Source organism: Niallia sp. XMNu-256 (assembly GCF_036670015.1).
Lineage (GTDB): Bacteria > Bacillota > Bacilli > Bacillales > Cytobacillaceae > Bacillus_BD.
In genome coordinates this window covers 2,872,492-2,885,023 of the sequence record NZ_CP137636.1, presented here as the reverse complement: position 1 = coordinate 2,885,023, position 12,532 = coordinate 2,872,492, and the positions used below count along the sequence as shown (strand labels likewise).

12 protein-coding genes and 1 pseudogene are annotated in these 12,532 nt (G+C 35.5%); 9 read left to right on the top strand and 4 right to left on the bottom strand.

What is annotated here, in order from left to right:
* The first annotated feature begins 124 nt into the window (after positions 1-124).
* From R4Z10_RS14615 to R4Z10_RS14605, 3 genes are all read left to right on the top strand, one after another.
* Complete coding sequence (locus R4Z10_RS14615; RefSeq protein ID WP_338470031.1) at positions 125-3,787, top strand: dynamin family protein; 3,663 nt, start codon at positions 125-127, stop codon at positions 3,785-3,787.
* Between the two features lie 50 nt (positions 3,788-3,837).
* Positions 3,838-4,590 (top strand): nucleotidyltransferase domain-containing protein, encoded by a 753-nt coding sequence (locus R4Z10_RS14610; RefSeq protein WP_338470030.1) that lies wholly within the window; start codon positions 3,838-3,840, stop codon positions 4,588-4,590.
* Between the two features lie 98 nt (positions 4,591-4,688).
* Positions 4,689-5,582 (top strand): 5'-3' exonuclease H3TH domain-containing protein, encoded by an 894-nt coding sequence (locus R4Z10_RS14605; protein ID WP_338470029.1) that lies wholly within the window; start codon positions 4,689-4,691, stop codon positions 5,580-5,582.
* 68 nt (positions 5,583-5,650) lie between these two features.
* On the opposite strand, the gene sspL is transcribed toward R4Z10_RS14605, so the two are convergent.
* Positions 5,651-5,788 (bottom strand): small, acid-soluble spore protein L, encoded by a 138-nt coding sequence (gene sspL, locus R4Z10_RS14600; protein WP_338470028.1) that lies wholly within the window; start codon positions 5,786-5,788, stop codon positions 5,651-5,653.
* An 82-nt stretch (positions 5,789-5,870) separates the two neighbouring features.
* Between sspL and R4Z10_RS14595 the strand changes: the two genes are divergently transcribed.
* Both R4Z10_RS14595 and R4Z10_RS14590 read left to right on the top strand, forming a co-directional pair.
* Positions 5,871-6,374, top strand: coding sequence for a divergent PAP2 family protein (locus R4Z10_RS14595; RefSeq protein WP_338470027.1), 504 nt, complete (start codon positions 5,871-5,873; stop codon positions 6,372-6,374).
* Between the two features lie 19 nt (positions 6,375-6,393).
* Positions 6,394-6,660 (top strand): DUF6123 family protein, encoded by a 267-nt coding sequence (locus R4Z10_RS14590; RefSeq protein ID WP_338470026.1) that lies wholly within the window; start codon positions 6,394-6,396, stop codon positions 6,658-6,660.
* 92 nt (positions 6,661-6,752) lie between these two features.
* On the opposite strand, the pseudogene R4Z10_RS14585 reads toward R4Z10_RS14590, so the two are convergent.
* Positions 6,753-7,686: pseudogene (locus R4Z10_RS14585) on the bottom strand (DMT family transporter).
* A gap of 36 nt (positions 7,687-7,722) precedes the next feature.
* Positions 7,723-8,136: an RNase H family protein gene (locus R4Z10_RS14580; protein ID WP_338470025.1), complete on the bottom strand. Its 414-nt coding sequence runs from the start codon at positions 8,134-8,136 to the stop codon at positions 7,723-7,725.
* Positions 8,137-8,309: 173 nt separating this feature from the next.
* Here R4Z10_RS14580 and R4Z10_RS14575 point away from each other — a divergent pair, with 173 nt between their 5' ends.
* Positions 8,310-8,966, top strand: coding sequence for a ribonuclease H family protein (locus tag R4Z10_RS14575; RefSeq protein WP_338470024.1), 657 nt, complete (start codon positions 8,310-8,312; stop codon positions 8,964-8,966).
* Between the two features lie 28 nt (positions 8,967-8,994).
* Positions 8,995-9,171, top strand: a complete 177-nt coding sequence (locus R4Z10_RS14570; protein ID WP_338470023.1) for a zinc-finger domain-containing protein — start codon at positions 8,995-8,997, stop codon at positions 9,169-9,171.
* A 58-nt stretch (positions 9,172-9,229) separates the two neighbouring features.
* On the opposite strand, the gene cspD is transcribed toward R4Z10_RS14570, so the two are convergent.
* Complete coding sequence (gene cspD, locus R4Z10_RS14565) at positions 9,230-9,430, bottom strand: cold-shock protein CspD (RefSeq protein WP_019155915.1); 201 nt, start codon at positions 9,428-9,430, stop codon at positions 9,230-9,232.
* Positions 9,431-9,788: 358 nt separating this feature from the next.
* On the opposite strand from cspD, the gene R4Z10_RS14560 reads away from it, so the two are divergent.
* Positions 9,789-11,939, top strand: a complete 2,151-nt coding sequence (locus R4Z10_RS14560; RefSeq protein WP_338470022.1) for a DNA topoisomerase III — start codon at positions 9,789-9,791, stop codon at positions 11,937-11,939.
* A gap of 152 nt (positions 11,940-12,091) precedes the next feature.
* Positions 12,092-12,517 (top strand): transcriptional regulator MntR, encoded by a 426-nt coding sequence (gene mntR, locus R4Z10_RS14555; protein ID WP_338473250.1) that lies wholly within the window; start codon positions 12,092-12,094, stop codon positions 12,515-12,517.
* The last annotated feature ends 15 nt before the right edge of the window (positions 12,518-12,532 follow it).

Below are 12,532 nucleotides of genomic sequence, written 5' to 3'. Positions count from 1 at the left end.
TTATGTACAACTATATATTAACGAGCATCAAAAATTTAAGTTAGGTTCGAAGTTTTTTAAGTAGGAAATCTGTGTAAAATAGTTTAAAATATTAGTATATTGAAAAAACAAGGGGATAAAGCTTATGGTCAAAGTTGGATTACAGCGAAATGCAGCAACACTAAGGGGACAGTTGGTTGCGCTATCTGAGTTATTTAATGAACATGATAATCATCAATCTGTCAAGCGGGTGAAGGATCTCGCAGTGAAATTGGAAAAACAAGAATTTGCGATTGCTTTCTGTGGACACTTTTCTGCGGGTAAATCAAGTATGATAAATACGTTAATGGGGGAGAATATTCTTCCATCTAGTCCGATACCGACGAGTGCAAACTTAGTAAAAATCAAATCAGGGGATGATTATGCCAAAGTTTTCTTTAAAGAAGACACTCCGCATATTTATCCGGCGCCGTATGATTTTGAAAAAGTTAAATCCTACTGTAAAGATGGGGATCAAATTCAGTCGATTGAAATTAGTTATTCTAAAACATCCATCCCTAAAGATGTTCTCATTATGGATACACCTGGAATCGATTCGACAGATGATGCCCATCGGATTGCGACAGAGTCTGCCCTCCATTTAGCAGATCTTATTTTTTATGTAATGGATTATAATCATGTTCAAAGTGAATTAAACTTTCTGTTTACGAAGGAACTCACAGAAGCCGGAAAAGAGGTTTATTTAGTTATAAACCAAATTGATAAGCATCGGGAGGAAGAATTACGTTTTATTGATTTTCAAAATAGTGTTGTAGAATCTTTTGCTTCTTGGGGAGTGAAGCCGGCAAAAATCTTTTATACATCATTAAAACAACAGGATCACCCTTATAATCAATTTTCATCTTTAAAAGAATTCATCGGTGAAAAAATTAACGATCGAATTGAGTCGCTTCCTCAATCAATCTATGTATCTCTTAATCGTTTATGTGAGGAGCACAGCAAGTTTCTAATCCAACAAGATGATACAAAGTCCAAGGATTTAGAACAATTATTAGCGGAGCTTACAGAAGAAGACAGAGAGAAACTCCTAGAACATGTAGACTACTTAAAAAACGAACTTCAAATTTTACAAGAAGGACAGGAGAAAGTTGAAAAAGAATTATATGATAAAGTGAATGATTTATTGGATAATGCCTATTTAATGCCTTTCGAGACTCGTGATCTTGCCCAAGCTTATCTAGCTACAAGGCAGCCAGATTTCAAAGTTGGACTTCTCTTTTCTAAACAAAAAACCGAGCAAGAGCGTCTGAATAGATTGGAACAGTTCTTTACGGACCTTGCAGAAAAGGTTACATCACAGATTGACTGGCATATAAAAGAACTATTTCAAACGCTTCATAAAAAACATGAAATTCATGATGAAGCATTGATCTCAGCTATTCAACATTTTAGTGTAAAGTTTAACCAAGATTTACTTGCTTCCGAGGTGAAACCAGGGGCAAGGGTAACAGGTGACTATGTGTTAAAGTACTGTAACGATGTAACAGAGGCCATTAAAAGACAAACGAAGGAACAATTAAGCTCTATACAGAATGCTTATTTTGACTTATTCAATCGAAAACAAGAGAATGAGATACAAAAATTAAAAACACAATTATCCCATTATATGAAATATTTTCAAGCATTTTCTGACATGGGATCGATTAAAGAGAAGCAACGTGCTATTAAAGATAAAATGACAAGAGTATTATCAGGGCAATTTGATGCCGAGTTGTATCAAGAAAAGGCTAAAGACTTGGGGATTGAGGAATTAGAAGAGGCCAAAGTTATTCAGCACGACTTTTTTGTTGAAGAAGAGACTACTAAACCTATTAAGGAACGCTTGACATATGAGGTTTCAAGTAAGGGAAAGACGAATGGGGAGGAGTTAAAGCAGTTAATATCAAATTTGCGTTACAGTGCAAACCAAGTAGAAAAAGTTCCAGGATTTCAGAAGCTTTCAGTTGAGTTGATCCAGAAAGCGGAAAGATTAGAAAATCAATCGTTTACTGTGGCCTTATTTGGTGCTTTTAGTGCAGGAAAATCCTCTTTTGCCAACGCATTGATCGGTGATCGATTATTACCTGTTTCACCTAATCCCACAACAGCAGCAATCAATAAAATTATGCCAGTGGATGAGACCCATCATCATGGATTAGTGTTAGTTAAGCTCAAGGCTCTTGATACATTAATGGCTGATGTAAACCGCTCATTAGCAGCCTTTGAACGTAGAGCAGAAACACTTGATGAGGCTATAAAGACATCTAGGCAGATTATTTCTACAAATATCAATGTCGACCCTTTTGAAAAAATGCATATAGCCTTTTTACAAGCATTTGTACGAGGGTTATCTGCCTATCAAAGTCAGTTAGGTGAAACAATAAAAACGGATTTAAACGAGTTTTCAAGTTTTGTTGCTAATGAAGAAAAGTCATGTCTTGTCGAATTGATTGAAGTTTACTATGATTGCGACTTGACCCGTAAAGGCATTACCCTTGTTGATACACCTGGAGCTGACTCTATTAATGCAAGACATACAGGTGTTGCCTTTGATTATATTAAAAACTCAGATGCGATTTTGTTTGTTACGTACTATAATCATGCTTTTTCAAAAGCAGACCGTGAGTTCCTTATTCAATTGGGCCGTGTAAAAGATACATTTTCACTTGATAAAATGTTTTTCATTGTGAATGCAATTGATTTAGCAAACAGTGAAGACGAAATGCACGCGGTCCTTGATTATGTGGAAGAACAGTTGCTTGTATTCGGGATACGAAAACCACATTTATATCCAGTATCAAGTATGAGCGCTTTAAACGAGAAGCTAGCAGGCGTTCCTCCCGTTCCATCAAGAATGAAAATTTTTGAAGATTCTTTTTATGCCTTTATTGATCATGATTTACGTGAAATTGCTATGAATTCTGCGAAGTCTGATTTGCAAAAAATGTTCTCTCAGTTACAAAACTTTATTGGTTCGGCTCAGGCAGATGAGGAAACGAAGGAGAAAAAGAAGACACAATTTATTTCCGAAAAAGCCAAGGTTCTCGAGTTTATGGATAAGCAAAATGATGGCTACCTACAACAACGATTAGGTCAGGAAACCGAGGAATTGGTTTATTATATCAAACAGCGAGTATTTTTACGGTTCAATGACTTTTTAAAAGAGTCGTTCAATCCGGCATTATTAAAAGACGATGGGCGAAATTTAAAGAAAGCTTTACAGACTGCTTTAGATAGTTTTCTAGAGGATTTCGGTTACGACTTTGCGCAAGAATTACGAGCCACTGCGTTACGTTTAGAGGCTTTTATTGGAAGGTTAATAGTAGAGACTGAACGCTCAATCGATAGTCAATTACGAGAATGGAATCCTGAATTAACCTTTAGTTCATTTGAGCTGGACAAATTGGAAAGCACTGATTTTGACATAGCTTTTACAACAATGGATCACGAGGTATTTAAAAAAGCATTATCTTACTTCAGAAACCCTAAATCCTTCTTTGAGAAAAATGAACGAAAATATTTGAGTGATGAATTAGAAAAGACTCTTCAAGAACCGGCAGACGATTATTTAGCAAAAGGAAAAGGGCAACTGATAGAGCATTATGGCAGACAGTTAACAAATGTTTTTCAAGAAGTGACTGGACATATTACTGTTGAATTGGAAGAATACTACCAAGGTGCATTAGCATCTATTTCAAATGATTTCCCAATTGATGAACTAAAGAGAATCCAACAGAATCTGCTATCGGTTGTTGATAAAGCTAATTAAGGGTAGCGTTACATTGTAAGTACACATTTGCTCATTTTGGAGTGGTTATCATGATTCAATCTTGGCTGACTGAAATACAAGAAAGATATGAAATCGATATTCTATTTGCTGTGGAGGCAGGAAGTCGAGCTTGGGGAGAGGCCACGAGCCAGTCTGATCATGATATTCGGTTTATCTTTAAAGCTAGAGATATTAAAAAGTATGTATCATTAGAAAAGGCTCTGGAAACATTGGATTTTCCAGAGCCTTATGATGCAGTCGGTTGGGACCTTTTCAAGGCTTTGCATTTATTAGAAAAATCCAATTACAGCCTTTTGGAATGGGTAAGATCACCGATTGTGTATCAGGATCATCATTATTTTTCAGATAAGCTAAAAACGCTAATTCAAGAAAGTTACTCTTTATTCACCTTATATCAACACTATATTCGTTTAATGGCCAGAAATATAAAGGATGTCCGATCAAAAGAGTTTTCAGATAAGCGACAGAAACAAATGATTCACGCTGTAAGGTCCTATCTATTAGCAAAGGAAATAATCGTAAATCGTAGAATACCATTCGATGGTTTATATTGTAATTTACAGGCGAATACTGTGGAAAATCGGATGGCTTTGTTTTATGACCAATTAATAGCCGCAAAAAAAATGGGCCGTGTTTTAAATAATAAATATGGTATTGAAGAGATTATCACCATAATGGAAAAGGAACGGACTATACTTGATCAAGCGGCAATAAAATTACCTCGTGGAAAAAGAATCACAACGGAGCTTAATCAATGGATTTGGGAATTACTCGACTTATAAATCCCATACTTTTCCAAACGAGGAGATGTATTTCCACTCTCTCACTCTTAAATTAATGTTATAATAGTGTTTATGTTAAAAGTTCGAGGAGTGAGTGTATGAATTCTAATCTAAAACCCTCATTAATGCTTGTTGATGGAATGGCCTTATTATTTAGAGCTTTTTATGCAACAGCAGTTACAGGCCAATTTATGATTAATTCGAAAGGGACCCCAACGAATGCAGTGAATGGTTTTGTTAAGCACTTTTTTATGGCGGTTTCTTCCTTTAAACCGAGTCATGTGGCAGTTTGTTGGGATATGGGCAGTCAAACCTTCCGTAATGAATTATTTCCTGATTACAAAGCAAACCGTGGAGAAGCACCCATTGAGTTAGTGCCTCAATTTGAATTAGTGAAAGAGGTAGTAGATTCTTTTGATGTACCGAATATTGGGGTAGCAGGCTATGAAGCGGATGATTGTATTGGAACAATTGCCAAAATGGCAAAGGAAGAAGCAAATGTATATATTGTAACGGGTGATCAAGATATCCTACAATTAATTGAAAAGCAAGTTTCAGTTATTTTATTAAAAAAAGGGATTGGAAATTATCTAGTTCATAATGAGGATACTTTTTATCAAGAAAAAGGAATAATGCCGAAACAAATGATTGACTTAAAAGCATTTATGGGAGATGCCAGTGATAATTATCCGGGTGTTAAAGGGATCGGTGAGAAAACGGCGCTTAAACTTCTACAACAATATGAAAGTGTTGAAGGAGTGGTTGCTAATTTAAACGGATTAACGAAATCACAAAAGGCAAAAATTGAAAGTGACCTTGATATGCTTTATTTAAGCCGCCAATTAGCAGAAATTAAATGTGATGTCCCATTGCATTTTGATCTAGAAAAAAGCATATTTAATATGGATCGAAATAAGGCTCTAGCGAAATTTGATGAAGTAGGAATGAAAGGACTTTATCGCTTTATTGAAGTCGAGGAGAAGCTAGCCTAATAACATTTTAATAAAAAATCCCAATTTCTTGTGAGAGATTGGGATTTTTTATGAATTTAATTCATATGTTATTTTGTATTTTTCTTTTTAGCTGCATTCTCGAGTTTTGTTTTAGGCTCTTGTGCAAATTCTGTTTCTTGGCCAAAACCTTGAGGATTAACACCATATCCCTTATTGCCGCGATTTTTGGAACTTTTATTACCCATGTTGTTTCACCTCCGGTTTTAGTATGACCTCTTGAGAATAATTTCACTCTTAACTCTTCACACTACTAGTGAGGTGGTAAAGTTGAATAAAGGAATATACATCGCATTGGCTAGTATAGGTTTAGCGCAAGCATTAAAAATACCTATCCATTTCTTTAAAACGAAAAAGTGGAAACCAAGCTTATTTTTTCAAACCGGTGGTATGCCAAGCTCACACTCAGCTGGTGTTTCCTCTTTAACGACATTTATAGCACTCAGAAGGGGGATTCCTACAATTGATTTTGCACTATCTCTCGTATATGGCTTAATCGTGATGTATGATGCACAAGGAATTCGTCGTCAAACCGGGGAACTTACATTAAAAGTGAATGACATGGATGACCTCATTAATAAAGTTCATAAGGATGAGTCTATTCAATTTGAAGAAAAAACCCCTAAAAAACTAAAAGAAATGCTCGGGCACAAACCGGAGGAAGTACTGGGGGGAGCATTGCTTGGAATCATCACTGGTGCGATTGGCCATTTAATTTTCAAAAAAGGTAGAAATTTGTCGTATTATCCGTTATTATGGAGGAGGAAAAACTAGGGGAAGGAATGGATAGATTTTGAAAACAGTAGCACAGTATATTGATTTTCTACAAAGTAAAGGTTTTCATTTACATGAGGATGCGATCGGATTTATTTATTATGGAAAGCAATATACAAAGGCATCAGACGAACTTATAAATTCAGCCATTGAATTAACGATTAAAGCACAAAAGAAGTTTGATGGCAGCTTCTATCTTTCATTGTTAGAAACTTTAGTTAGAGGAAAAGTTAAAACACGTAGTGGAGCGATACAGTTTGTTAAGGACTTCGAGCTAATTGCTTAATTTGCTATCCATTTTTAGGAAAAGAATAATCGTCCAATAAAAGGAAAGAAGTTGAATCCCTAATCATTAAAAGGTGTTCAACTTCTTTTCTTTTACATCACATTCTTCTGATCCCCATGCTTTTGTTCTTTACGAAAGTATTTTTTTACTGGTATTTCGGCAAAAATCATCCCGGTAAAAATGAGTATGCAGCCTATAACAGCACTGGATGAAAGGCGATCATTCGCCCATATAAACCCTGTTATTGCAGCAAACACGGGCTCCATGGCATAAATCAAGGCAACTCTAGTGGATGTCGTAAATTTTTGTACCGATGTTTGAACTAAAAAAGCAAAAGCTGTCGCAAACAGAGAAGTAATTAATAATGCTATAATAACTTCACGATCAAAAATAATATTGGGTTGAAAGGCTAGCTGCCAATCTTCGAATAAAAACGAACCAACCATCGATAAAAGAGATACGATACCGATTACGATAATAGTTAACAATAATGACGGAAACTGTGAGCTATATTTTCCTGTATAGACAATCTGTAGGGCAAATCCAATCGCACAAATAAAGATCAACACATCCCCAATATTAATGGAAACAGAATCTGTCATGGTGATTAGATAGAGTCCAACTGTAGCAATGCTAATTCCTAGGATCGCTTCATTTCTCGGTCTTTGTCTTAATAAAAGTAAAGAAAATATAGGGACAAGGACAACGCTCAAACCTGTAATGAATCCAGCTTTAGAGGAGGTTGTGTATAATAATCCAAGTGTTTGTGCAGCATAACCAACAAATAACCAAAAACCAATGAAAAGGCCAGAAATAACAAGCTTACGGTTCAGATTTTTTAATTGCTCACGCTGGAAGATAAGGAGCCAGAAAATTAAAAGTAATGTTGCAATACCAAATCTTATTCCATTTAAATGTAAGTGGTTCTAAAAAACCGATCGCATTTTGGACGATAACAAAAGTAGTACCCCAGATAAAGGCTACTAGCAATAAAGTAATATCAGCAAATATTGATTTTTTATGCAAAGCAATCAACCTAACCCTTCTAGCAATAGCCTGAAATCAATGATCCATGTCTTTTTGTTTTTTGCTAGCTTGTCGTATAGCATTACGAGCTAATTCATCTGCATTTTTATTTTCGCTGCTTGGAATCCATTTTAAGAAGAATAAATGAAACTGTTGGGTTAACAATAAAGCTCGTTCAAGGAGTGGCTTATACTGTTTACTTTTTACAAACTCTTTTTCAATAGAACGATTAACAAGTTCCGAATCCGTACGGAAAGAAACGGTTTGAAACTGTTTTTCGAGACAAATTTCTAATGCTAAGATAAACGCATGAAATTCAGCTTCATGATTGCTCATCTCATCTAATGGAATAGAATAACGTTCAGGCTGGCCGTTTCCTTTTATAAAAATACCTGCTCCGCTTGGACCCGGATTTCCTGCGCTTGCTCCATCAAAATATACCTCAATCATTTTAAAGCCTCCAGAAATATAATAAAGTAAAGTGAAAAATTATAGGTTGCTGGCATTTAGTCAATGAAAAAAGTATAAACTAAATATCATAAACGTGAAAGTGTATATACCATTGTTTAACTAAAGGGAAATTCTATCCCCCTTTAGATCATCCTTGAAAGGTGCGGAGAAACATGAAATATAAATTAGAATGGGCCTATAAAATAAAGGGTCAAGAACCTATTTATTTCACATCTGATTGGATCACACAGGATTTGGCAATTATAACTGGCGAAGAGATTGATAAATCTGGAAAGTCAGCTCAACTTAATTTCTATGATGAAATGGGGCAGACTTGGAACTTAAAGGAAATGAAAAAATTGGTTACTGAAATTGAGGAAGACCCTCATGATGTTATGGTATATTTTGACGGTGGTTTTAATAAAGGGACCAACCAAGCGGGAATTGGGATCGTAATTTATTATCGGCAGGGAAAAAAGAAGTACAGGTTACGAGCCAACGAATTAATTGAGCAAATGGATACCAATAATGAAGCAGAATATGCTGCCTTCCATTATGCGGTGAATGTTTTAGAAGAACTGGGAGTCCATCATGTACCATGTGACTTTAAAGGGGATTCTCAAGTCGTATTAAAACAGCTTGAAGGAGAATGGCCTTGCTATGAAGAAAATTTAAATCGGTGGTTAGACCGAATTGAGGCGAAAATCAAAGCACTTGGGTTAAAGCCACGTTACCAGGCAATTCCAAGAAATGAAAATAAAGAGGCTGATAAACTAGCGACTCAAGCATTGGAAGGTAAAGTGATACATAGTAAAATGCAGGTACTATAATGAAAACAAGAAAACGGATGGTGAAAGGATGAATCGGAAAAAAATTTATCATGAAGTTGAAGCGATCATGAATTATTATTGTGAAAACTGTTTTCTATATAAACATCATCGCAAAGAAAAAGGAAGAAATTATGCACATAAATTCTGTATATCGTCTTGTACTGTCGGAGAAAAGATAAAACAATGTGGGAAAAAACTTTCATAAAATAAAAGAGGCTGACTTCAAAAGTCAGCCTCGAAAGTTCATTTATAATTAAGAATGATTACAGTTTAACTACGTTGGAAGCTTGTGGTCCGCGGTTTCCTTCAACAATTTCAAAAGAAACTTCTTGGCCTTCTTCTAATGATTTGAAACCGTCACCTTGGATTGCTGTGAAGTGTACGAATACATCATCTCCACCTTCAACTTCGATAAATCCAAAGCCTTTTTCATTGTTAAACCATTTTACTTTACCGTTTTGCATGTTTACTTTTCCTCCTAAGCCTTTCAAGACACGTGTGCGTCTAAAAAAATAAATATTATCATCGCACAAAATATAATTGACTAAAATTAGAGCAAGTGGAAATATATTCTGTTAAATGATGTCTATAATATACCTGAATAAACGCTTTCAGTCAAGGTTTCGTAAGGGAAAAACCCCCAATTAAATTAAGACAAAATTCGTCAAACTTCATAAAAATGTCATACTTTGATGATTAATAGACTCTAGCTAAGTCAATAAATAATTTGATCGTTATATTATGATAAATCCAAGGATTAATTCGTGTATAATATAGGTTGATTAAATAGAATGATATTATTTATTGATAAGGAGTTAGAGTATGAGGCTCATTATTGCGGAAAAACCTGATCAGGGAATAACGCTTGCTTCTATTTTTAAAACAAAAAAATCACAAGGATATTTGGAAATACTGCCAAACGATTTATTTCCGGAAGGAGGCTATGTCACATGGGCTGTTGGACATGTTTGTCAACTTGTCGCTCCAGAAACATATAAACCTGCTTGGAAAAAGTGGTCACTTGACTCATTGCCGATCATTCCAGAGCATTTTCAATATGAAATTTCAAGAGATAAAGCTAAACAATTTGCCGTTATTAACAAATTGATTTCAAACCCACAAGTGACTGAAATCATTCACGCAGGCGATGCTGGGAGAGAAGGCGAGTTAATTGTTAGGAACGTTATTCGCTTATCAAAAGCCAGACAGCCCATGAAAAGACTTTGGATCTCCTCATTGACGCCCAAATCAATTAAAGAAGGCTTTCAATCCCTATTAGATGAATCTGATACAAGAAATCTTTTTTATGAAGCATATACAAGAGCATGTGCGGATTGGGTAGTGGGAATGAATGCATCAAGACTTTATAGTCTCCTTTTACAGCAAAAAGGTTTCTCGGATGTTTTCTCTGTTGGTCGAGTTCAAACACCAACACTTGCCCTAATTGTAAAAAGGGAAAGGGAAATCGGGCAGTTTGTTTCAGTACCGTTCTGGGAAGTAATAGGTGATTTTCAGGTCGAAGGTAAGAAATATAAGGGAAAATGGGAAAATAACGGAGAGTCTCGAATAAATACAAAGGAAATGGCTGAAAAGATTGCTAAATTCTGTGAACAAAAACAAGCTGAAATTGCGGATGTTGTTGCGGAGAGAAAAGATTACTTGCCACCGTTACTCTACAATTTATCGGCTTTACAGGCAGATGCTAATCGACTATTTAAATTTCCGCCGAAAAAAACATTAGATGTATTACAAAAACTCTATCAAAAAGGAATTGTTTCCTATCCCCGTTCGGACTCAAGATATGTAACCGCAGGTGAAGCAGAGATGTTTCCTGAGATTTTAAGAAAGCTGTCTCGTTTTCAAGAATACGCTGACTTTTTTCCTTTATCAGTTGAATCACTTCAAGATAATAAACGTTATGTAAATGAAAAGAAGGTTACAGATCATTATGCGATCATTCCTACTGAGCAAGTTCCTAATTTTTCTTCGTTAAGTCCAGATGAACAAAGGTTATATGATTTAATCGTTAAAAGCTTGATAGCGGCCCATCATGAGAAATCAATCGTGGAATACACAACCATTACAACTCTTGTTGATGGCAGGGCGGTATTTATATCTAAAGGGAAAGTTCAGCTCCAGGAAGGCTGGAGAAAAGTCATTCCACCTTATGAAAAAGATAAAGATACCCTTTTACCAAACTTAGTAAAAGGGGAGAAGGGCACAGTTATAAAGACAACGGTGAAAGAAGGTAAAACCCAGCCTCCTAAACGTTATACGGAGGGACAACTAATTACGTTAATGAAAACGGCTGGCAAACAAATTGAAGATAAGGAACTAGAAAAAGTTTTAATGAAAACAGAAGGTCTTGGAACAGAGGCGACTAGAGCTGGTATTATTACAATGTTAAAGGACCGAAAATATATAGAAGTAAAGAAGAATCTCGTGTACGCTACAGCAAAAGCTCATATTTTAATAGATGCAGTTGGAAATGAGCTACTGGCTTCGGCAGAAATGACTGCCAAGTGGGAACAACGCCTTAAAGAAATATCAGAAGGAACGTCATCACCTAAAGCCTTTATAGATAAAACCAACAAAATGATCTCGCACTTAATATCTGTAACTATACAAGATTCGAATAAATGGGTATTTGATGATGAATTAAAGGATTCGTTTGTACCAAGACAGTATAAAAAGTCCTCTCTGACTAAATTAGGTACATGTAAACGCTGTGGGGGATCCATTGTCGATAAAGGGAGTTTTTACGGATGCACAAATTATCAAAAGAAAGGCTGTACGTTTACGATTTCGAAGAAAATAAAAGGAAAATCATTGACGCAAAAGCAAGTGAAAAAACTTCTTAAAGAAGGTGAAACCGATACTATTGAAGGTTTTCGTGGAAAAGAGGATAAAGAATTTGCTGCAAAAATAAAATGGGATGATAAAGAACAGAAAATCCAATTTGTATTTTCATAGATTTTGTAAAATACAGCTACTCCAAAGCAGGGGGCAAGTTGCTTATAGTGGAATATCCTTGTTTCATTCTATCTTATATAGTAATATTTATATATATACACATGAATACAATGGAACTAGATAAAGCGCTTGCAGTAGTGGAGGGGACGCAGATGCCAACACCAAGTATGGAAGATTATATCGAACAAATTTATATATTAATTGAAGAAAAAGGATATGCCCGTGTATCTGATATAGCGGAAAACTTATCTGTTCATCCCTCTTCAGTAACAAAAATGGTGCAAAAATTAGATAAAGATGATTATTTAGTATATGAAAAATATCGGGGCCTTGTGTTGACTTCAAAAGGAAAAAAAATTGGCCAGCGCTTAGTTTACCGTCATGAACTATTGGAGCAATTCTTAAGAGTAATTGGTGTAAAAGAGGAACTTATTTATGAAGATGTAGAAGGTATAGAACACCACCTGAGTTGGGACTCCATCGACCGAATTGTTGATTTAGTTCAATATTTTGAAGAAGACGAAAAGCGAATCCTCGAATTAAGAAAGATCCAAGAGCGAAATGTTGAACAACAATAATAAAAAATCCACCTA

What these genes read in the sequence shown, in the direction of transcription:
- R4Z10_RS14605 (WP_338470029.1), top strand. Translation starts at nt 4,689, where the DNA reads ATGAATTCTAATCTAAAACCCTCATTAATGCTTGTTGATGGAATGGCC.
- sspL (WP_338470028.1), bottom strand. Translation starts at nt 5,788, where the DNA reads ATGGGTAATAAAAGTTCCAAAAATCGCGGCAATAAGGGATATGGTGTT.
- R4Z10_RS14560 (WP_338470022.1), top strand. Translation starts at nt 9,789, where the DNA reads ATGAGGCTCATTATTGCGGAAAAACCTGATCAGGGAATAACGCTTGCT.
- R4Z10_RS14575 (WP_338470024.1), top strand. Translation starts at nt 8,310, where the DNA reads ATGAAATATAAATTAGAATGGGCCTATAAAATAAAGGGTCAAGAACCT.
- mntR (WP_338473250.1), top strand. Translation starts at nt 12,092, where the DNA reads ATGCCAACACCAAGTATGGAAGATTATATCGAACAAATTTATATATTA.
- R4Z10_RS14615 (WP_338470031.1), top strand. Translation starts at nt 125, where the DNA reads ATGGTCAAAGTTGGATTACAGCGAAATGCAGCAACACTAAGGGGACAG.
- R4Z10_RS14610 (WP_338470030.1), top strand. Translation starts at nt 3,838, where the DNA reads ATGATTCAATCTTGGCTGACTGAAATACAAGAAAGATATGAAATCGAT.
- R4Z10_RS14580 (WP_338470025.1), bottom strand. Translation starts at nt 8,136, where the DNA reads ATGATTGAGGTATATTTTGATGGAGCAAGCGCAGGAAATCCGGGTCCA.
- cspD (WP_019155915.1), bottom strand. Translation starts at nt 9,430, where the DNA reads ATGCAAAACGGTAAAGTAAAATGGTTTAACAATGAAAAAGGCTTTGGA.
- R4Z10_RS14570 (WP_338470023.1), top strand. Translation starts at nt 8,995, where the DNA reads ATGAATCGGAAAAAAATTTATCATGAAGTTGAAGCGATCATGAATTAT.